Here is a 20047-nt window from a genome sequence, read left to right on the forward strand (position 1 = left end):
GTGTGCCGCCGGCACGCGGGTCAGGCGCGCAGGTCGACGACGACCTTGACGTCGTCCGGGCCCTTGTGGAGGGCGTCGGCGAAGTCGTCCATCGGCACCCGACGGGTGACGATCCGCTCCAGCCACTTCCGGTCGGCGCGGGCCAGCGCCTCGGCGGCCTGCTCGTAGTTGCGCCGGGCGGCGTTGACCGAGCCGAACAGTACGATGTTCTCCAGCACCATCTCCTTGTTGACCTCGTCCAGGCCGACGGGCACCCTGCGCGAACCCGAGGAGATGCCGGTGAGGCAGACGACCGAGTTGGGCGAGACCGTCCGGGTGAGTTCGAAGACCAGGGGGCCGTGGCCGGTGCACTCGACGACGACGTCGGGCTCCACACCGACGTCCTTCGGGCTTCCGGCGTGGAAGGTGGCGCCCAGGTCGGCGACGAGGTCCGGTTTCGGTCCGGTGTCCTTCAGGTCCAGGACGTGCGTCTCCAGCCCGCGCTGGACGCTCATCAGCGCGGCCAGCAGGCCGATCGGGCCGGCCCCGGTGATCAGCGCCGTCCTGGGCCGCCACGTGGAGCGCTCGAAGATCCGGTCGGTCTGCTCCCACGCCTTGGCCAGCACCGACGTGGGCTCCAGCAGCACGCCCAGGTCCCCGAGGGCGGGGTCGACCCGGACCGCGTACTCCGGTTCGACGCGCCAGCGCTCGGACCCGTAGCCGCTCCGGCCCTTGATGCCGCGTTCGGTGAACCGTCCGTTGCGGCAGAAGTCCCACTCGCCGCGCGAGCACGGCTCGCACGGCACCGGGTCGGGCCGCCGCACGATCCCCGCCACGTGGTCGCCGGGGGAGAAGCCGGACCCGTCCGGCGCCTCCAGCACCACCCCGAGCGACTCGTGTCCCACGATCAGCCGGTCCCGGCCCGACGGCGGCTCGCCGTAGCCCTCCTCCACGATGTCGCGGTCGGTTCCGCAGACCCCCAGCAGGCGTCCCTCGACGAGCAGCGAGCCCTCCTCCACCGGGGGTTCGGGCACCTCCTCCACTCGGACCCGGTCCGGTTCGCCGGGCACCACCGTGATCGCTTTCATCCCCTGGCCTTCCTGCCTCGTCCGGCGCGGTACGTGGGGCCGGGTTCCCCGACCCGGAGGTGGGGGAAACGGGGGAAACAGGGCGCGGCGGCGGCGTGCGGCCCGGAGCGCGATGATGTACCCCCGGGAATCACCGGGGCCACCGGGACCCGTGGGACGCGTGAGACGGAGGAGAGGCATGGCCGGCAGGGCGATCAGGACCGTCACGGTGCGCGGGGTGACGTTCGGGGAGGGCACCCCCAAGGTCATCGCGCCGCTCACCGGTGGCTCTCCGGAGCAGCTCCGGAGCCAGGTGGACGCCCTCCTCGACGTGCGTCCCGACGCGGCCGAGTGGCGCGTCGACCACTTCGCCCCCCTCACCGACACCGCCGCCGTCACGGCCACCGCGCGGGAGCTGACCGACCGACTGGCGGGCCTCCCCCTGCTGTTCACCTGCCGGACCCGGGCCGAGGGCGGGCGGGCCGACCTCGACGACGAGGCGTACGGCGAGCTCACCACCGCCGTCGTCCGCTCCGGGCACGTGGACCTGGTGGACGTGGAGTACCGGCGCGCGTCCGAGGTGGTGCGGCGGATCGTCGAGGCCGCGCACGAGCAGGGGGTGCCCGTGGTCGCCTCGAACCACGACTTCTCCGGGACCCCGAGCAGGGACGAGATCGTCGCGCGGCTGCGGGAGATGCAGGACGTGGGGGCCGACATCTGCAAGATCGCCGTGATGCCCCACTCGGCCGCCGACGTGCTGACCCTGCTGGACGCCACGCGCACCATGCGCGAGGAGTACGCCGACCGGCCCCTGATCACGATGGCGATGGGCGGGCTGGGGCTGGTCTCGCGCCTGGCGGGCCGGGTCTTCGGGTCCGCGGCGACGTTCGGCATGGTCGGCACGGCCTCCGCGCCGGGGCAGATCGACGTGGCGGAGCTGCGCTCGGTGCTGGAGGTGCTGGACCGGGCGGTCTGACGCCCGGCCGTCCGGGGACGTCCGGGAGGGTTCCCCGGGCAGGGCGAAGCGCGGGAAGAGGGAAAGCGCTGGTCGCGAAAGCGCGGGGGCGGAGAGAGGCCGGACGTGGGGGAAGTCGACCGTCGCGGCGGGGATTTCCCCTTCCGTTCGCCTTCTTGACCCTCTGAATGAAACGTTGCAATACTCGACGGCGCTGCGAAAGCGCTTACCGCACCTTCTGTGTTCCGCGCCGTTCCCCGTTCTTTCCCGCTTCTCTCCCGAACCGGTCGGGGACGGCCGCGGCGGGGCGGACCCACCCGGCCGGATCGCACGGCCCGGGACCGTCCGCGGCAGGCGCGCACCCCCACACGCACCCCCCACAAAGGAGTTGAAGGATGGGAAGCGGAGCCGCGAGACCCATCAGGAAGCGCACGCTCGCCGCCGTCACGGCCGGTCTGCTGTCGGTGACCGCGCTGGGAACGCTGGCGACGACCTCGGTCGAGGCCGTGGAGTCCCCGGCACGCCCGGAGCGGTCCGGGCAGTCGTCCGCCGTCGCGGCGGCGGCCGCCTGCGGCGACGGCTCCTATCAGGCCGAAGCGGTGCTGAGCGGCAGCACCTGGACCGCCCGCCGGGGCGGCAGCACCGTCTACACCGGCTCCAGCATGCGCGACGCGATGCAGGCGGCGGTGAACAGCCTGACGCCGAACCGCACCTCCAAGGAGCGCGTGGTGGTGCGCGGTTCGGGCTCGATCAGCGCCGGCACCCGGGTGTCGCTGCCGAGCAACACCGCGATCGACGTGTGCGGCACCATCAACGTGACCGGCTCCGGCTCCGGCGACCAGGCACCGATCTACTCCCGCGGGACCTCGAACGTCGAGGTGGGGCACCTGACCCTCACCGGCAGCCCGCTGTACGGCATCTTCATGCGCAACGTGAACAACGTGGTGCTCGGACAGATCGACATGCGGCTCTCGGGCGGCCTGGGCGTCCGGATCGACAACCACGGCGACCGCTCGGTGCGCTCGCGCAACATCCGGATCGACAACGTCTACATCTCCGGGGCCGGCAACCAGGGCGTGGAGACCTACGGGGTGGACGGGCTGACCATCGGCACCGTCACCACCCGCAACGTCGCCTACTCGGGCCTGCTGCTGAACGACACCGTCAACGCCACCGTGGGCAGGGTCGACGCCGAGAACACCGGCACCGGCACCGGCTACGCGGCGTTCCGCATGGCCAACCGCAACGGCCGGATCGGCGACGCCTACCCGACCAACATCCGCGTCGGCGAGGTGATCGCGCGCGGCGGCGGACGCGGGGTGTTCTGCGTCTCCGAGAGCGGCGGCGCCGTCATCGACCGGGTGACGCTCACCAACACGGGCAACAACGCCATCCTGATCGAGAACTGCTACAACGTCACCATCGCCGGCCAGAGCGGCACGGTCAGCGGCGGTGGCGAGGTCAGGCTGGCGGCCCGCAGCGAGTTCCCGGGCAACCGCGACATCACCCTGCAGAACCTGAGGCTGACCAACACCTCGCTGCGGGAGAGCCCCTGCGGCACCAACATCACCTACCGGAACCTGACGCTGGAGAACACCAGCCGCAGCACCTGCTGAGCGCGGCCGGGACGGGAGAGCGGACACGGAGAGACGGCGGGCCCCTTCCCGTCCGGGAGACCGGGCGGGAAGGAGCCCCGTCCGTCCGCCGTCGCGACCACCCCGACCGGCGGAGGCGCGGAGGCAGGCGGGGTGCCTCAGCGGTCGGCCGCGCCGCCCCGCACGACGCAGGACCGGCTGTTCTCCCAGCCCCAGCCGTCGCCGTCGGGGTCGGAGGCGCCGCCGTTCACGCAGTACGGGTAGCCGTTCGGCGCCGTGCCGCCGGAGCCGCTGCCGCCGCCGGAGCCGCCGTAGACGGTGGCCTGCCGGGAGGTGGAGGCGATGCCGTTGGCGCCGTTGACGATGCGCTGTCCCCAACCGGTCAGGGAGTCGGGGTCGAAGCCGTTGACCATGTCGAGGTACTCGACCCCGCCGCCGTTGCCGCTCCAGGACCAGCCCAGGTAGCCCAGGCGCAGCGACTGCGCGGTCGACATGATCGCGTCCTCGGCGACGTCGCCGTCGGAGTGGTGGTGCCCGAACTCGCCGACCACGATGGGCAGTCGGTTGCCGACGAAGTGGTTCAGGTAGTCCTGGACCTTGGACGCGGTGTCGTAGACCCCGTACATGTGGATCGAGAAGATCGTGTTGCGCTTGGGGTCCGCGTTGAAGACGGTGGAGGCGTTGGCGCGCATGGTGCCCGACCAGTCCTGGCCCCAGTTGGGGGCGTCGACCATCAGCGCGTGCTCGAAGCCCGCGTCGCGCAGCTTCCGGACGGCGGCGGTGGTGTCGGCCGTCCACCGGTCGTAACCGGTGTTGCCGTGCGGCTCGTTGCCGATGTTGACGACGACGTGGTTCTCCTGGCCGACCAGCGCGCTCTTGACGCCGATCCAGTAGTCGGCGGCATGGGAGAGGGTGGCGGCGCCGCTCTGCTCGCCGTACCCGGTGGTGTCGTGCACCTCCAGGACGCAGATCAGCTTGTTCTGCTTGCACTGGGCGACGATGGACGAGACCTCGGAGGCGCTCGTCCTGGTCCAGCGTTGGCCACTGGCGAGCACCACGCGGACGGTGTTGGCGCCCTTGGCCTTGATGCCGGCGAGGGAGGCGGAGGTCCGGCCGGGGTACCAGGCGTGGGCGTGGTTGACGCCGCGCATCACGAACTCGTTGCCGTTGGCCTCGTACACGCGGCCGTTGGCGACGCGGATGCCGGTGGCCGCCTCCGCCTCGTCGGTCGGGCCGAACACCGGCAGCAGCAGGCCGACCACACCGGCCAGCGCCGCGGCCAGGGCCGCCAGGGGCTTTCTCGATCGTTGTGCCATGTTCTCTCCTGAGACGTGCCGTGTCCCGTGGAGGCCGCCGTTCCCCGGGGGCGTTCCCAGGGGCCCCGTGGGGGGTGGGTCCCTGGGAACGCCCGGACGGGCGGCGGGCCGTGGGACGGGGGTGAGTGGTTCCGGGAGACGGTGTCCCGTCCGGGGCCGGGTGTGTACGGCCTGGAAAGACATCGTTGTCATGGGGTTGTCATGGGTGACAACGTTGTCCGATCGTGCCGAGGCGTACCGTGCGCCTGTGGGCGTCGGACCGTCCCTGGTCGTGCCGCTGTCACCGGTGCTTCGTCGGGGTGGGGGAAGGACGGAGACGCTCGGGAGGTGGGCGCGTGGGTCCACGCCCCCCGGGCCGTCCGGTGGTGACACCGTTGCGAGCGCGGCGCGAATGCCGCCTCCATATGAGGCCCGATTGTTCTTGCCCTGTCAATACCGGTGACGCTCGTGATGCGTCCGTCGTTCGCCCGCGAGCGTCCCGGAAAAGAAAACCGCCACCCGCGCCATGACGTGATCGCGGCGTGTTCCTCGACGAGAGAAACCGCTTTCGATCGGCCGTTTCCCCGATACACGGAAATCGCTCACCGGAATTCGGAGCGCCGCGCCGGGTACGGCGACGAAAATCGGAGGAGCCCGGGGAAGCCCCCGTGCCAGACTGCCGACCATGCCGATCCGATACCCCCGCCCCCTGCGCCCCGGTGACCGGGTCGCCGTCACCTCGCCGTCGAGCGGCGTCGCGAAGGAGTTGCGGGAGCGTCTCGACGTGGCGATCCGCGCGGTGGAGGCGCGCGGCTACGAGGTGGTCGTCGGCCGCTGCATGGACGGCACCGGACACGTCAGCGCCCCGGCCGCGGACCGCGCGGAGGAACTGACGGCGATGCTGACGGACCCCGACATCAGGGCCGTGGTCCCGCCGTGGGGCGGGGAGACCGCCATCGACCTGCTGCCCCTGCTCGACTGGGACCGGTTGCGCGAGGCCGAACCCACCTGGCTCGTCGGCTTCTCGGACGTCTCGACCGTCCTCACCCCGCTGACGCTCCTCACCGGAACCGCCACCCTCCACGGCAACAACCTCATGGACACCCCCTACCGGACGCCCGACGGGCTGCTCTCCTGGCCGGACATCGTCGCCCTGCCGGAGGGAAGCCGGTTCGCGCAGACCTCGCCGGGCCGGTACCGAGCCGGGGGTTGGGACGACTACCGCACCCACCCGCGGGTGCGCGAGTACGCCCTGGACGCCGTCGGCACGTGGACCAGGCTGGACGGCGACGGCGACGTGGAGGTCGAGGGGCGCCTCGTCGGCGGCTGCGTCGAGATGCTGTGCAACCTGGCGGGGACGCCCTACGGCGACGTCGCGGCCTTCGCCCGTGCCCACGCCCCGGAGGGGCTGCTGGTGTACGTGGAGGCGGCGGAGGACAACGCCTTCACGATCTGCCGCACCCTCCACGGCATGAGACTGGCCGGGTTCTTCGACGCCGCCAACGCGATCCTGGTCGGCCGGACCGCGGCACCCGACGCGGACACGCTCACCCAGCACGAGGCCGTGCTGGACGCGCTCGGGCTCCTGGGCGTGCCGATCATCGCCGACGTCGAGTGCGGCCACGTCCCGCCGTACCTGCCCCTCGTCAACGGGGCGCGCGGTCGCGTGGTCCACACCGCGACCCGGCACGAACTGGTGCAGACGCTGGACTGACGCCCGGCGCCACGCACCGGATCCGCACTCCGCGGACCCGCCGGCCGGCGCCCCGCCGACCGGGCGGTCACACCGCGGAATCATGATCGCGACGCCCGCCCGTGTCGGGGTAGCGTTGCGACGGCCGAACCGCTCGGCCCAACGCCCACGCTCTTTCCCACCGTCGAGGAGCACCATGACCTACACCGCCGCGGAAACCCGATACGACACCATGCCCTACCGTCGTGTCGGCCGCAGTGGACTGAAGCTGCCGGCGATCTCGCTGGGGCTGTGGCACAACTTCGGTGACGACAGGCCGCTGGAGACCCAGCAGGCGATCCTGCGCCGGGCGTTCGACCTGGGCGTCACCCACTTCGACCTGGCCAACAACTACGGCCCGCCGCCCGGCGCGGCCGAGGCCAACTTCGGCCGGCACCTCGCCCGCGACCTCCGCCCCTACCGCGACGAGATCGTCATCTCCACCAAGGCCGGCTACCACATGTGGTCCGGCCCGTACGGCGAATGGGGCTCGCGCAAGTACCTCCTGGCCAGCCTGGACCAGAGCCTGAGCCGCATGGGCCTGGAGTACGTGGACATCTTCTACTCCCACCGCCCCGACCCCGACACGCCCCTGGAAGAGACCATGGGCGCCCTCCACACCGCCGTCCGGCAGGGCAAGGCGCTGTACGTCGGCATCTCCAACTACGACCCGGAGCAGACCCGCGAGGCGGCCCGCATCCTGGCCGACCTCGGCACCCCGCTGCTGATCCACCAGCCGTCGTACTCGATGTTCAACCGCTGGGTGGAGGACGGTCTGCTGGACGCCCTGGAGGAGGCGGGCGCGGGCTCGATCGCCTACTCCCCGCTCGCCCAGGGCCTGCTGACCGACCGCTACCTGTCCGGCATCCCCGCCGACTCCCGGGCCGCGAGCGCCAGCCCGTTCCTGACCGCCGAGGGCATCACCGAGGAGACCCTGGGCAAGGTCCGCGCGCTCGACGAGATCGCCCGGCGGCGCGGCCAGACCCTGGCGCAGATGGCCCTCGCCTGGGTGCTGCGCGGTGGACGGGTGACCTCCGCGCTCATCGGGGCCAGCAGTGTCAAGCAGTTGGAGGACAACGTCGCGGCCATCGGCAACCTCGACTTCACCGACGAGGAACTCGCCGAGATCGACCGCCACGCCCGGTAGCCCCGGACGGACGCGAGCGGAGCGGAGAAGGGCGCGGCACGACCGGCGCCGCGCCGTCCGGCCACAGCGGATCCGGACGGCGCGGCGCCGTCGGCGGTCGGCTCGATCCGCGCGGTCGACGGCCGGTTGTCCGGTGGGCCGCTCCCGGTCCACCGGGTAACGTGCCGAACCGGCCCGTCGGGAGCCCGCCCACCGAAGGAGACGCCGTGACGATCACCAGCCGGCAACTCGTCGAAGCCGTGGACGCCCTGGTGCCGGTCGGCGGTCCGGTCCTGGTGCACGCGTCGCTGCGGTCGTTCGGCGAACCCGTCGAGGGCGGCGCGGACGCGGTGCTGGACGCCCTGCTCTCGCGCGGGCGCACGGTGCTGGTGCCGTCCTTCAGCCACTCCCACTGCGGGACATGGGCCCCCGAGGGGGTGCGTCCCGAGCGCAACGGCGTCCTCTACGCGGACGGGCCCGGCCCGGTCGGCGTGCCGTACACCACCGACCACGGCCCGATCGACCCGGACATGGGAACGTTTCCGGCCACGTTGATCGGCCGGGACGGCGCACACCGCGGCGACCATCCCACGGGCTCCTTCGCGGCCGTCGGGCCCCTGGCCGCCGAACTGGTCGCCCCTCAGAGCCCAGCCGACGTCCACGGCCCCCTGCGGGCCCTGGCCGAGCGCGACGGCACCGTCCTGCTGCTCGGGGTCGGCCTGAACCGGATGACCCCGCTGCACCTGGCCGAACAGCTCGCCGGGCGGCGCCTGTTCCTCCGCTGGGGCCGCGTGGCCGACGGCCGCGTCGTCACGGTCGAGGCGGGCGGCTGCTCGGAGGGCTTCCCGCGGCTGGAGCCGGTCCTGCGCCCGTACGCGCGCACGGTCTCGGTGGGCGCCTCCCGGTGGACCGCCCATCCGATGGCGCGGGCGCTCGCCGCCGCGTCGGCCGCCATCGCCGCCGACCCGGAGGCGACCCGCTGCGCCGACCCCGACTGCCGGCGCTGCCGCGACGCCGTCGCCGGCGGCCCGCTCGGGACGTTCCCCCTGGGCTGACCCCGTCCCCGGGCCGCCCCTCGGGGTGGCGGAGAACGACCCCTCCGCCGCCCGGACGCGACTACCGTCCGGGCCCATGACCGAACTCTCCTGGTTGAGCGCCACCCGGGCCTCCTACGACGCCATCGCCGCCGACTACGCCGAGTACGCCGCCGGCGACCCGGAGAACAGGCCGCTGAACCGGGCGGTGCTCGTCGCGTTCGCCGAGTACGTACGGGCCGCCGGCGGCGGGCGGGTCGCCGACGTCGGCTGCGGGCCCGGCCGGATCACGGCCCTCCTCCACACCCTGGGAGTGGACGCCTTCGGCGTCGACCTGTCGCCCGCGATGGTCGCGCTGGCCCGGCGGACGCACCCGGGCCTGCGGTTCTCGGAGGGCACGATGACGGAACTGGACGCGGCGGACGGCTCGCTCGCCGGCCTCGTCGCCTGGTACTCCGTCATCCACCTCCCGCCGAAGCTGCTGCCGGACGCGTTCGGCGAGTTCCACCGGGTGCTGGCGCCGGGCGGCCACCTGCTGCTCGCCTTCCAGACCGGCGACGAACCCCTGCACCTCGACGAGGTGTTCGGCCACGAGATCTCGCTGGACTTCCACCGCCTGCGGCCCGACCACGTGGCCGGACTGCTGGACGCGGCCGGATTCGAGGTGCGGGCCCGGGTGCTGCGCGAGCCCGAGGAGGAGAGGACCCCGCAGGCCTTCCTCCTGGCCCGCAAGCGACAGAGGCCGTAGCCGCTCCGGACGCGCCGTCCCGCTCCCGCGCCGTCCCGCTCCCGCGCCTACGCGGCGAGCGTGCCGCGCCGCCGCAGCAGCGGCAGCACGTGGTCGCGCAGGGCGGGGGAGAACCGGAGGTCGCCCTCGTGGCCGGAGATCCACCGCAGGTCCGCCAGCTCGGCCCCGGGACGGGGTTCCCCGTCGACGCGCGCCTCGAACACCGTCAGGCGCATGGGCACGCCCTCCAGGGCGGCCACGGCCTCCACATCGGTCAGGAAGCGCGGCTCCAGCGGCTCCACGCCGAGTTCCTCGTCCAGCTCCCGCGCCAGGGTCTCCAGCGGGCTCTCGCCCGGATCGGGCTTGCCGCCGGGCAGGTAGAAGACGTCCGGGGCCGCCTGCTTGCTCACCACCAGCAGGCGGCCCTCCCGGACGATCACGGCGGTGACCACCGCCATGGGCGCCCGTCCGCCGGCGTCGTGCGCGGGGACCGTCCCGTCCTGGTGTGCCATGCGTCCGATTCTGCCGGCCGCCGTGTGACGGCCGGGCGGACGGCGGACGCCGGCGCCCGTACGGGCCGGGGGCGCGGACGGCTCCCGTGGACGGGTCAGCGCTTCGTCGACAGCCGTCCCGTCGCCAGGCCGTCGCTGAGGTCGCGCACCAGCCGGGAGGAGAGGTCGTCCAGCCGGGCGCGGAACTCCTCGAAGGCGGTGAGCTGTCGGAACGCCTCGCTGTAGGGCAGTTGCTCGGCCAGGGGGAGCTGGAGGACCTGGAGCCGGCGCACGTCCACCCGCGAGGCGCTGGAGGCGTGGGTGCCCGCCTGCCGGCCGTTGGACGGTGCCCGCAGACAGCCCGCCAGGAACCAGGCGTCCATCTTCTCCGGGTCCACGCGCAGGGAGTACAGCTGGGCGCCGAGCACGGTGGGCGGACCCTGGTGGACCCAGGCGGTGAAGGCGCGGATCACCCCGGCCACCACGACGTCGCCGGGCTCGGCCACCAGCATCCTGCGCTCCGCCACGTCGGTCCGGTGCAGCCAGCCGGTCGGGCCGCTGTCCTGCACCAGGTCCGCGACGGTCAGCAGGGGCACGCCGTCGTCGGCGGGCTCGCCGTTCACGACCGTCCCCTCCGGCGGCTGCTGGCCGCCGCGCAGGGTGAGCGCCCCGGCGCGGGCCAGCTCTCCCACGGTCGTCGTCGGGCGCCTGCCCGCGTCCGCGCCGGTCGGCTCCAGGGCGGCCAGTGCCGTGCCGGTGGTCCGCAGTCCGCCGACGGCCTCGGCGAACTCCCGCCAGGCGTCCTCCAGGTGGAGGTCCTCGCCGACCGCGGCGGGGGTGACGTGCCGGCCCGGAGTGAGGTCGACCTCCTCGTCCAGCAGGTCGATGACGGCCATGCGCCGGGCGCCGTCCGGCAGGTCGTCCTCGCCCCGCTCGAACGCCCCGATCGCGGACCGCACGAAGTCGCCCAGCGCCTCCCAGTCCACGCCGCCCTCACGGCCCGCCGCCGGCTGGGAGTCGGACGCGTCGGCCAGCAGCACGCCGGGGGACCGCGCCGGTTCGGCGCCGGCGGGGGTGCTCAGCAGCCACAGGTGGAGCGAGACGCTGTGCGGCTGGGCGCAGCCGGGGGGCAGGGCGATCACGGCGCGCAGCAGTCCGGCGCGCAGCAGGGCCCCGCGGATCCTGCGCCCGGCCTTGCGGGAGGCGACGGCGGGCGGCAGCAGCAGGACGGCGGTGCCGCCGGGCCGCAGCCGGGCCAGAACGTGCTGGACCCAGGCGAGTTCGGACTCGGTGCGCGGCGGCAGGCCGTGCACCCAGCGCGGATCGGTGGAGAGTTCCTCGTAGCCCCAGTCGCGCTCGTTGAACGGCGGGTTGCACAGGACGACGTCCGCGGCGACCCGCGCGTGCGGGTCGGCGCGCAGCGAGTCGCCCTCGCGCACGTCCGCCGTCACCTCGTCGGCCTCGTCCGCGACGAACGCCAGCCGTGCGGCGGCCAGCGCGGCCAGGGCCGGGTCGTTGTCGCAGCCCAGCAGCGCGACCGGACCCGCGCCGGCCTCCGTGGCGGCGTGGGCGGCGGCGTCCAGCAGATGGCCGGCGCCGCAGGCCGGGTCGAGGACGGTCAGCGGGGCGCCGGACCGCGGCGGCCGGGCGGTGAAGGCGACCTCGGTCATCAGGGTCGCCAGGGGGCGGGGGCTGGCGCTGACCTGGCGGACGTGGGCGTCCAGCCAGCGTTGCAGCAGGAACTCGAAGGTCTCCCGCGCCCCCTCGCGCCGCCCCAGGGCCACGGCCTCGCCGACCAGTTCGCGGGCCTCCTCCGACAGCCCCGGGCCCGACGCCCTGGCGCGATTGCCGCGCATCCGCCGGCCGGCCTCGGCGATGGCCAGGCCCGTCTCGTCCCGGCTGCCGAGGGCCTCGAAGCCGGGCCAGAGCAGTTCGCGGTCCCCGACGTCCTTGAGCTTGTCGTTCTCCCGCAGCCACTGTTCGACCTGGGCGAGGGAGAACAGGGGGCTGGCGTCGGTGCCGCCGATCCGCTCGGGGAACGAGTCGTGGCGGCGGCGCCAGTTGCTGACGGCCGCTCGCCCCACCCCGGCGATCCGCGCGATCTCCGCGAGAGTGACCGGAACTGCGCGTGTGGAAGGCATCGAGATCTCCGAGGTCGTCGACGGGTCACCGCGGGCGGCTGTTCGAATTCGAAGAACAGCGGTCGGGCCTGGAATCGAACAACCCGCGTTACTGGGCAGGTTACTACGCTCATTGACTGGGTTCACAAGGTGAAGATGTGCGCTTACATGCGAAAACGCGGTGAAGAGGAAAAGTGGAACGAGCGGGGGTGCGCCGGACGGCGTGTCGCCCGCCCGTCTCGCGCGGGACGGGAGTCCTGGCCGGCAGGGCTGATTGGTGAACTCTGTTCACTCATCACATCATCTGTTACGCTGATGCCGCGCCGTTGGGGGGTGGGGCAGGCGGTGAACGCCTGCCCGGCGCAGCCCCGGACCGGGTCACCGCGGTGGCCCGGTCCGGCATGGTTCCCCGGTGTCCCTGCCGTCTCCCCGCCGTCTCCTCACGGGTGGAGGACGGTCTCGGCGATCTCCCGTACGCGGTTCAGGGTGATCCCGGTGCGCTGCTCGACGGCGAGGGGGTGGTCGGTGGGCTCCAGTTCGATGAAGGGCCGCTGCCCGACCGGACGCGTGTGGGCGTTCGTCCTCAAGTTGACGGTGCTGGGGGAGTAGAGCCCCAACTCGGTGCACAACCAACCGAAGTAGGGCCTCTCGGCCTCGCGGCCGGGCGTCTCCCACAACTCCACGGCGCGGGTGAAGTTCTCCCGGGAGAGGGAGACCCACGCGCCCCAGGAGAAGACGCTCCCGTCGTCGAGTACGGGTATCTCGATCAAGCCCTTGACGAAGAAGTGCTCGCCCTTGATGACGCACCGGTCCGAGGAGAGCATGCTGTCGGGATCGTTCGCGAAGTCCTCGTTCCAGACGTCGGGGGCCGTCGTGGAGTAGCCCTTTGGAAGCTCCGCGTGGTGCTCACCGCAGCAGGAGCAGGTGAAACCGGGTGCGTCGGTCATGGGCGCAGCGTAGTGGCCGGGTGCGACATCCCCCGCGGCGCGGGCGTGTGGGTCGGGGGCGGGAGGAGTTCGGCTACCGGTCGGCCGGCCCGAAGTCCCGCAGGAGCCCTTCCGCCTCCGCCCGGACCACGGGATCGGGGTCCGAGGCCGCCAGGGTCGAACACAGGGCGGCGAGGCGGCGGACGTCCTCGGCGGACTGACAGCAGACGTCGGTGACCGCCGCGTACAGGTGGTCTCCGGTCTCGGCGTCCTCCGCCCGTCCGAGGGCGGCGAGCACCAGTCGCAGCCCGGTCGTGTCGCCGCGCCCGAGGAGCGCTTCCGCCGTCTCCTGGGTCACGGCGGTGTCGTACGCGTCGAGCAGGAGATGGTGCAGCGCCTCGGCCGCCGTGGGCGCGTCGGCGTGCGCCGCCAGTCGCCGCCCGGCGGAGGCCCGGACCGACCACGAGGGGGAGGCCGCGTCGCGGAGGGCGCCGGCGTGCTCCGGCGCGTCCTGTTCCATGCGTTGCCCCTGCCTTTCGGGAGGCGCCTTTCCGGAGGCGTCGACGGGGAGGGACGGGATCGTATCCCCGTCGGGGAAAGCGTGGCCGTGGTGGGGGCCGGGCGACGCCGAGGCCCACGCCCCGGGACTTTCCGGACAGGAACTCCTCGGCCAGAGCGCCGTCCTCGCGTGGAGCCCTCGGCGGTGACGCGTGCCGTCCTGCGCCGACGGCCGCTCGACGGCGCGGGGTTGGCGTGCGGCGTCCCACGAGTCCTGGCCCGAGTCCTGGTCCGAGCCGTGGCGGGCCCGCCGCCGCGGGGCCTCCGCCGTGTCCGCCGGCGCGGGAAAGGGCGTCGACTACCTGCCTGCCCGTCAATTCGACTCACATAACGGACGAGTTGGCAAGTGTCATACAAGCCATTCCGATAACGTCATTCGTGAACTCTGTCAATGTTTCTCGTATAGAGTGACGGAGCGTCGAGGGCGTTCATCGCCCTCCGCCGCGCCGCGCCCGTCTCACGCGCCGCGCCTCGGAAATCACCACCGCGCCGCCCTGTGGCCAGGGCGTCGTCATCCGTCCGGGAGGGTCCATGGCACCGGTCGCCAGGGGGAACGGCAACGGCCCGGTCGAGGGGAAGGACGTGAAGCTGGGCTGCGGCTGCCTGGTGATCGCCGTCCTGCTGCTGGGGCTGCTCGGAAACTGTTCCCACGACGAGGACGGCGGGGCGGCGGACGGGCCGGCTCCCGTGAGCCAGTCCCCGACCTCCGAGGCGTCCACGGCGTCCCGGGAGTCGAGGGGTTCCCTCGACGTCCTCGACGACAGCGGGACCACCCGGGCCGGTGCGGCGGTCGAGGTGGACGTCGTCGGCAACGACACCCTGACCGACGGACTCGCCGGCTCCCCGAAGCCCGTCGGCGACCTGGCGGCGTACGACTTCGAGGTCGCCGTGGACACCGATCCGGCGCACGGCACCGTGGAGGTCCGCGACGGCACCGTCGTCTACGAGCCGGACGCCGGCTTCGACGGCGAGGACGCCTTCGTCTACACCCTCACCGTGCGGGACGGCGGCGACGAATCGACCGGCACCGCCGAGGTGACGATCACCGTGGAGCCCGGGCCCACCCCGACCCCGGAGCCCGCGCGGGAGGACGACACCGGCGACGACTCCTCCACCGGGAGCGGCGGTTCGAGCGGCGTCCACCACGAGAACCGCGCCGCGGCCCGAGCGGCCGGCGCGGCCCCCGTCCGCATCGGGGAGCCCGGCTACGGCAGGCACCTCGACCGCGACGGCGACGGCATCGGCTGCGACTCCTGACCGCGTGACCGCCTGACCGTCCTCCCCACCTACGGGCCGGCCACCGCGCAGGGGGGCGCGGTGGCCGGCCGTCTCCGGATGCGGCGGCGGGGGCGGGCGGTCAGCCGTTCACCGGGAGCGGGTCGGCGAAGTGCCAACCGCGGGCGAGGAGTCCGTCGACGGCCGCCACGGCGGTGCGCAGTCGCTCCTCGTGGGGGCCGGTGAGGACCAGGTGGGGCAGGCCGCGGCGGGACAGCTCGGTGCGGAAGCGGTCGGTCATCCAGGCGCGCAGGTGCTCCCCGTCGCGGAGCCCGTCGTCCTCGAAGGGCACGCCCTCGTGGTCGGTGAGCAGCCACAGGTGGTGGCCGCCGCGGGCGGCGATCGCCTCCACCGCGCGGCTGCGGCCGCCGACGTAGCGCTCGTGCCAGACGGTGGTGGCCAGGGCGTCGGTGTCGCAGAACAGCACGGGCGACCCGACGCGCGCGGCGGCGTCCTCGTCGGCGAGCTGCCGCTCGGCGATCAGCTCGAACTCGCCCGACTCCCAGACGAGTTCCTCCAACCGCGCGTCGGGCTTCTCCGCCCGCAGCCGCGCGTACTTCTCCTCGCTGTGCCGCCGCCCGTACTCGGGCACCCAGCGGGTGTCGGCCCACACGCCCCCGCGGGAACGGTAGTGCTCGGCCAGGGCGCGGGCCAGGGTGGTGGTTCCGGTGGACTCCGCGCCCACCACGACCACCCGGCGGGCCAGGGCCGCCCGCACCGGAGCCGCCAGGTATCCCCAGCAGCCGACGGGGTCCTTGCGGACGGCGGTGCCGGAGACGGGGTACGCGGTGCGGTCGACGTCGACGGCGACCGACACCGCCCCGAAGCGGCGGCCGAGCTCCTCGCCGTACGCCTCGGAGGTGAAGACGGCGTCGACCGGCTCGGGGACGGCGGCCCGGAAGACGGCCATGTGGGCGTCCCAGACGTCGGGGTCGGAGTAGTCGACGGGGACGTCGTCCACCGCGCCGACGACGTCGACGCCCTCCTCGGGGTGCGCCTCCCGCATCCACGCGACCCGGTCCTCCAACGGGATCGACTCCACGGACGAGGCGCACACCAGCACGGTGAGCCGGCGGCAGCGCGCGGCGGCGGTGCGGACCAGATGGTGGTGGCCGGCGTGCGGCGGATAGAACTTGCCCAGCACCAGCCCGTGCCCGAACTCCCCGGCGGTCCCGCTCACGCCGGCGCTCCCACCGGGACGTCGGAACCCGCGCGGCCGACCAGTTCACGCCGCCAGCCCACCAGCCCGACCACGCACAGGGCCATGAAGCCCAGGTAGAGCAGCGCGGTGAGGTAGAGGCCCTTGTAGGCGTAGAGGGGGACGTAGACGACGTCGGCGGCGATCCACAGGTACCAGGACTCGACCTTCTTGCGGCACTGGCCGTAGGTGGCGGCCAGCGACAGGGCGGTGGTCAGGGCGTCCCAGAAGGGCACGGTGGAGTCGGTGGCCCGGTCCAGCAGCAGGGTCAGGCCCACGGTGACGGCCGCGGTCGCCGGCACCAGCACCCACCAGGTGCGGGCGTCGGTGCGGGTGACCGGCAGACGCCCGGAGGCCGCCTCCGGCCCGCCGCGGACCCACGACCACCAGCCGTACGCCGCCAGCGCGATGTAGACGACCTGGAGCCCGGCGTCCGCGTACAGGCCGGCGCCGGTGAACAGCAGGATGAAGAACAGGTTGTTGGCGATGCCGATCGGCCAGTTGGCGATGTGCTGACGGGCGACGAGCCACACGCACAGCGCCCCGCTGCCGAAGCCCAGCACCTCCGTCCAACTCACGGGGGTGTCCAGCAGGGTGAACAGGGGCTCCTGGAGCGGAGCGAGCAGGTCCGCGATGTCGGTCACGCGACGACCTCCTTAAATGTCAGACTGACGATAACGGGGGTCGTCGCGCGACGGCAAGGGAATTGGGGCGGCGGAACGGATGTCGGCTCGGCCGGGGATGGCGGTGCGCGATTTCGGGGGATGGGTCGCCTTCGTTCATTGTGGCGGGCGGCGCTGCTACCATCCCCGCAGATAAGCTAAGTTCACAGCTTCATCGTGTGGGGGCGGAAGTCGCGCACGTCTCAGGGGCGAGGCGACGGCGGCCCGGCGTGCGGCCGTCCGCACGGTCCGTTCCCGAGCCGATGGCCCGCCTGACCGCCGGACGGGCCGTCCCGTGGTGTTCGCGTACCGCCGGGGGCTGCGAACCAGAGGGGGGTTCATGAGCAAGTACGACAGAGACCCGAAGTGGCCGGGCACTGCTTCCCACCGCGGGAACCACCTTTCGCCGGGACGACGGATGTGACCTCGTCCGCGCCTCGCCGAGTCCGGCGGGGCGCCGCACGCACCCGCGACCGGACACCGAGCGTCCGGGGCCCCGCACCCGCGTAAGGGGCGACGCATCCGTACTCGCCGAACAGGAAACCCCGTGACTCTGCCCGACCACATTGGGCCCTACCGGCCGACCCGCCGTATCGGCGCCGGCGGCATGGGCACCGTCTACCACGCGACCGACCCCGCCGGCGGTCGACCGGTGGCCGTCAAGGCACTTCACCGCGAGTTCGCCGCCGACACCGCCCACCGGGCGCGTTTCCGGCGCGAGGTCGACACCCTCCGCAAGGTCACCGGCCCGTACCTCGTCCCGTTCGTCGCCGCCGACCCCGACGCCCCCGTACCGTGGCTCGCCACGGCCTACGTCCACGGCAACACCCTCCACGAACACGTCCGGGAGCACGGGGCGCTGACCGGGAACAACCTGCTGACCTTCGCCGCGGCCGTCGCCCACGCACTGGCCTGCATCCACGCCGCCGACGTCGCCCACCGCGACCTGAAGCCCACCAACGTCATCCTCGCCGCGGACGGACCCCGCGTCCTGGACTTCGGCATCGCCCACCACTTGGACGCCACCGCCGTCACCGCCACCTCGGTGACCACCGGCACCCCCGGCTGGATGGCGCCCGAGCAGTTCTCCCACGGCACCACCACACCCGCCTGTGACATCTTCGTCTGGGGCGTGCTCGTCGCCTACGCGGCCGCCGCCGTCCACCCCTTCGGCACACCCACCGGCATCACCCACCGCATCACCACCGCCGAACCCTCCCTGGAAGGGCTCCCCGAGGCATTGCTGCCCCTGGTCACCGAAGCGCTCCACAAGGCCCCCGAGCGGCGGCCGAGCGCGGCGGACCTGGCCGAACGGGCGGCGGCCCTGCACGGTCCCGACGGCACCGACGCCTTCCCCACCCTCGCCTACACCCAAGTACAGGGCGAGGCGCCCGAGACCGGAGGGATAGCCGTGCTCGGCAGCGGACGCTGGAGCATCCCGCTTCCACCCGAGGGCGAGTCCGCCCCGCCGTCCTCCTCGGCCCCGCCGACGCCGACGGTCGTTCCGCCCCCTCCTCCGTCCTCCCCGCCGGACGTCGCGGTGCTGCCCACCCAGTCGGCTCCGTCGGGCGGTCCGTGGAGGCAGCCCGTCCCACCGATTCCGGTACCTCCGCGGTCCTTCCGGCGCCACGCCCCGTACGTGCTGCTCGCCGTCGCCGCCGCCATCGGCATGATCGTCGCCGGGGCCTGGGCCGGCGGGGTGGTCGAGGACCGTGCGCAACCCTCCGCCTCGCCCGCGGAGCACACCACACGGCCGGCCGCCCCCGAGCCCGGAACGCCGACCCCCACCGCGAGCACCACCCCGGACGAGGAACCCACCCCCGAACCGGAGCCGGAGCCGGAGGTGGTGACGGTGTTCGGCGGACTGGAGGTCACCGTCCCCACCTCGTTCGACGGAACGGTCCACGACGGCACCGAAGCCGAGGACGGATTCGGCGGCCTCACGGACGAACCCGCTCCCGGCACGGCCGCGACCGAGGTGGACTTCGCCGTACCCGGTGAGGACCCCAACGGGCTGCGGATCGCCTACTCCCCGGACCTGACCACCGATGCTCTCCGACAGGGGATGGCCGAGGGCGAGCAGGGCGTGCTCGGCGAGACGTGGCCCGCCCTCGACGGCGAAAGCGCGCCCGCGCAGACGGGCCGGTACGAGACGGTGATATCCGCCAAGGAGGGTCCACTGACCGACATCGGCGGCAAGAAGGCCCTGAGCTGGACCGTCCACACCGATGTGCTGCCCGACTACGACGGCTCCCGGAAGAACAGCCACCGCATGTGGTGGCTGCCGTACAGCAAATACCTCCTCTACACCTACGGAAAGCACGACAAGCAGTCCGACAGGAAGGTCGACCGGCTCCTGGAGGGGATCGGCTTCAAGGCCACGGAGATGCCCCGCGACTGCGCGGACGCCATCGTGGCCCTGGACAAGGCGGCGGCCGGTGGCGAGGCCTCGGACGACCACGGAACGCTGCTCAACTGCCGTGCCGCCGCCGTGGACGGTGCCGAACAACTGGACCCGGGCACGGTCGACACCAGGACCGAGGCCGCGTGCGTCGCCCTGGCACACGCCTACAGCGGGCCGGGGGCGGACCTCGCATACGGGGGGATCGAGATGTACAAGGAACTGCGGCCCTGGTGCGACCTGCCGGGAGCGGTCGAGGATCCGGTCGTCCCCGACCAATGGTAAGGGCGGCTCGCGGACGAGGGCCGAGCCGGCGGGCCGGGGAAATGCCCGGGCTCCGGTCCCTCCTCCGGAGATCCACCGGCGGAGCGCCAAGCCGCCGCGCCGGTGGATCGGGCGCGACGACCGCCGTCCGGCGGGCGCTCACTGCCCGTCGGCGGTGTACCGCTCCTCGTGCGGAGGAGGGATGTCGGGGGAGGGGAAGGCCAGCCCGGTGATGCGACCGCTCTGGATCACCGGACCGCGCTGCGTCCCACCACTGATGACGTTGTGCACGGTGGTCGGTGGTTCCTGCGGACGGCCGTTCAGCGAGTCGAGCAGGCGCAGGAACTCCTCGGCCGCCACGGGATCCGTCCGCGCCAGACGGTGCAACCGGGAGAGCCACGCGGCCGTGACGTCGGCCGCCGTACGGGCCGCGGTGAGACCGTCTCCGTCCTCGTGGGCCGTCACCAACTCCCGCCGTGACCCGTCCAGTTCCGTTAGGGCTTCCTCCAATCCGCCGTCGCGGTGCCGGGCGAAGAACTCCCCGAGCCTGTCGCGTACGTGACTCCAGGAGTCCGAAATCACGAGCCCGACCAGCGTTGTCGCGCCGGAGGCGGCCAAGGCCGCCCATTCCGCTTCCACTGC

At 73.2% G+C, this 20047-nt stretch carries 17 protein-coding genes; 8 read left to right on the forward strand and 9 right to left on the reverse strand.

Translation table 11 applies throughout. From position 1 onward, the window contains the following. Positions 1-20: 20 nt before the first annotated feature. Positions 21-1067, reverse strand: a complete 1047-nt coding sequence (locus ABD335_RS20915) for a glucose 1-dehydrogenase (protein ID WP_344325780.1) — start codon at positions 1065-1067, stop codon at positions 21-23. Positions 1068-1245: 178 nt separating this feature from the next. On the opposite strand from ABD335_RS20915, the gene aroD reads away from it, so the two are divergent. Together aroD and ABD335_RS20925 are read left to right on the forward strand one after the other, a co-directional pair. Next, positions 1246-2022 (forward strand): type I 3-dehydroquinate dehydratase, encoded by a 777-nt coding sequence (gene aroD / locus ABD335_RS20920; RefSeq protein ID WP_344325783.1) that lies wholly within the window; start codon positions 1246-1248, stop codon positions 2020-2022. Between the two features lie 374 nt (positions 2023-2396). After that, positions 2397-3617 (forward strand): right-handed parallel beta-helix repeat-containing protein, encoded by a 1221-nt coding sequence (locus ABD335_RS20925; protein WP_344325786.1) that lies wholly within the window; start codon positions 2397-2399, stop codon positions 3615-3617. Positions 3618-3754: 137 nt separating this feature from the next. Here ABD335_RS20925 and ABD335_RS20930 read toward each other — a convergent pair whose 3' ends face one another. After that, positions 3755-4912, reverse strand: coding sequence for a cellulase family glycosylhydrolase (locus ABD335_RS20930; RefSeq protein ID WP_344325789.1), 1158 nt, complete (start codon positions 4910-4912; stop codon positions 3755-3757). Positions 4913-5576: 664 nt separating this feature from the next. Between ABD335_RS20930 and ABD335_RS20935 the strand changes: the two genes are divergently transcribed. The 4 genes from ABD335_RS20935 (at position 5577) to ABD335_RS20950 (ending at position 9531) form a co-directional block, all read left to right on the forward strand. Then, entirely contained in the window at positions 5577-6605 is a 1029-nt protein-coding gene (locus ABD335_RS20935; protein WP_344325792.1) for a S66 family peptidase, read from the forward strand. A gap of 175 nt (positions 6606-6780) precedes the next feature. Beyond that, on the forward strand, positions 6781-7770 hold the full coding sequence (mgrA, locus tag ABD335_RS20940; protein WP_344325795.1) for an L-glyceraldehyde 3-phosphate reductase: 990 nt from the start codon (positions 6781-6783) through the stop codon (positions 7768-7770). A gap of 206 nt (positions 7771-7976) precedes the next feature. Further along, positions 7977-8804 carry an AAC(3) family N-acetyltransferase gene (locus ABD335_RS20945; RefSeq protein WP_344325798.1) on the forward strand — a complete coding sequence of 276 codons (828 nt, stop codon included), beginning with the start codon at positions 7977-7979 and terminating at the stop codon, positions 8802-8804. A gap of 76 nt (positions 8805-8880) precedes the next feature. Continuing rightward, positions 8881-9531: a class I SAM-dependent DNA methyltransferase gene (locus ABD335_RS20950; protein ID WP_344325801.1), complete on the forward strand. Its 651-nt coding sequence runs from the start codon at positions 8881-8883 to the stop codon at positions 9529-9531. Positions 9532-9578: 47 nt separating this feature from the next. On the opposite strand, the gene ABD335_RS20955 is transcribed toward ABD335_RS20950, so the two are convergent. The 4 genes from ABD335_RS20955 to ABD335_RS20970 form a co-directional block, all read right to left on the reverse strand. After that, positions 9579-10022, reverse strand: a complete 444-nt coding sequence (locus ABD335_RS20955; RefSeq protein ID WP_344325804.1) for an NUDIX hydrolase — start codon at positions 10020-10022, stop codon at positions 9579-9581. 95 nt (positions 10023-10117) lie between these two features. After that, on the reverse strand, positions 10118-12142 hold the full coding sequence (locus tag ABD335_RS20960) for an N-6 DNA methylase (RefSeq protein WP_344325807.1): 2025 nt from the start codon (positions 12140-12142) through the stop codon (positions 10118-10120). Positions 12143-12561: 419 nt separating this feature from the next. Further along, positions 12562-13068, reverse strand: coding sequence for a DUF2199 domain-containing protein (locus ABD335_RS20965; RefSeq protein ID WP_344325810.1), 507 nt, complete (start codon positions 13066-13068; stop codon positions 12562-12564). A gap of 73 nt (positions 13069-13141) precedes the next feature. Continuing rightward, complete coding sequence (locus ABD335_RS20970) at positions 13142-13567, reverse strand: hypothetical protein (protein WP_344325813.1); 426 nt, start codon at positions 13565-13567, stop codon at positions 13142-13144. A gap of 569 nt (positions 13568-14136) precedes the next feature. On the opposite strand from ABD335_RS20970, the gene ABD335_RS20975 reads away from it, so the two are divergent. After that, positions 14137-14862, forward strand: coding sequence for an excalibur calcium-binding domain-containing protein (locus ABD335_RS20975; RefSeq protein ID WP_344325816.1), 726 nt, complete (start codon positions 14137-14139; stop codon positions 14860-14862). 100 nt (positions 14863-14962) lie between these two features. On the opposite strand, the gene ABD335_RS20980 is transcribed toward ABD335_RS20975, so the two are convergent. Both ABD335_RS20980 and pnuC read right to left on the reverse strand, forming a co-directional pair. Next, the gene (locus ABD335_RS20980; protein ID WP_344325819.1) at positions 14963-16060 is read right to left on the reverse strand and encodes an AAA family ATPase; all 1098 of its coding nucleotides are present in this window, start codon (positions 16058-16060) and stop codon (positions 14963-14965) included. Continuing rightward, on the reverse strand, positions 16057-16722 hold the full coding sequence (pnuC, locus tag ABD335_RS20985) for a nicotinamide riboside transporter PnuC (protein ID WP_344325822.1): 666 nt from the start codon (positions 16720-16722) through the stop codon (positions 16057-16059). The genes ABD335_RS20980 and pnuC overlap by 4 nt, the downstream gene beginning before the upstream one ends. Positions 16723-17287: 565 nt before the next feature. On the opposite strand from pnuC, the gene ABD335_RS20990 reads away from it, so the two are divergent. Continuing rightward, the gene (locus ABD335_RS20990; protein WP_344325825.1) at positions 17288-19426 is read left to right on the forward strand and encodes a serine/threonine-protein kinase; all 2139 of its coding nucleotides are present in this window, start codon (positions 17288-17290) and stop codon (positions 19424-19426) included. Positions 19427-19564: 138 nt separating this feature from the next. On the opposite strand, the gene ABD335_RS20995 is transcribed toward ABD335_RS20990, so the two are convergent. Next, on the reverse strand, positions 19565-20044 hold the full coding sequence (locus tag ABD335_RS20995) for a hypothetical protein (protein WP_344325828.1): 480 nt from the start codon (positions 20042-20044) through the stop codon (positions 19565-19567). Positions 20045-20047: the final 3 nt, after the last annotated feature.

Source organism: Streptomyces macrosporus, from assembly GCF_039533145.1.
In the GTDB taxonomy this organism is placed as follows: Bacteria; Actinomycetota; Actinomycetes; order Streptomycetales; family Streptomycetaceae; genus Streptomyces; species Streptomyces macrosporus.

Coding starts and splice junctions, on each gene's coding strand:
- ABD335_RS20915 (WP_344325780.1), bottom strand. CDS start 1,067: ATGAAAGCGATCACGGTGGTGCCCGGCGAACCGGACCGGGTCCGAGTG.
- ABD335_RS20935 (WP_344325792.1), top strand. CDS start 5,577: ATGCCGATCCGATACCCCCGCCCCCTGCGCCCCGGTGACCGGGTCGCC.
- ABD335_RS20950 (WP_344325801.1), top strand. CDS start 8,881: ATGACCGAACTCTCCTGGTTGAGCGCCACCCGGGCCTCCTACGACGCC.
- ABD335_RS20960 (WP_344325807.1), bottom strand. CDS start 12,142: ATGCCTTCCACACGCGCAGTTCCGGTCACTCTCGCGGAGATCGCGCGG.
- ABD335_RS20965 (WP_344325810.1), bottom strand. CDS start 13,068: ATGACCGACGCACCCGGTTTCACCTGCTCCTGCTGCGGTGAGCACCAC.
- ABD335_RS20970 (WP_344325813.1), bottom strand. CDS start 13,567: ATGGAACAGGACGCGCCGGAGCACGCCGGCGCCCTCCGCGACGCGGCC.
- ABD335_RS20955 (WP_344325804.1), bottom strand. CDS start 10,022: ATGGCACACCAGGACGGGACGGTCCCCGCGCACGACGCCGGCGGACGG.
- mgrA (WP_344325795.1), top strand. CDS start 6,781: ATGACCTACACCGCCGCGGAAACCCGATACGACACCATGCCCTACCGT.
- aroD (WP_344325783.1), top strand. CDS start 1,246: ATGGCCGGCAGGGCGATCAGGACCGTCACGGTGCGCGGGGTGACGTTC.
- ABD335_RS20930 (WP_344325789.1), bottom strand. CDS start 4,912: ATGGCACAACGATCGAGAAAGCCCCTGGCGGCCCTGGCCGCGGCGCTG.
- ABD335_RS20925 (WP_344325786.1), top strand. CDS start 2,397: ATGGGAAGCGGAGCCGCGAGACCCATCAGGAAGCGCACGCTCGCCGCC.
- ABD335_RS20975 (WP_344325816.1), top strand. CDS start 14,137: ATGGCACCGGTCGCCAGGGGGAACGGCAACGGCCCGGTCGAGGGGAAG.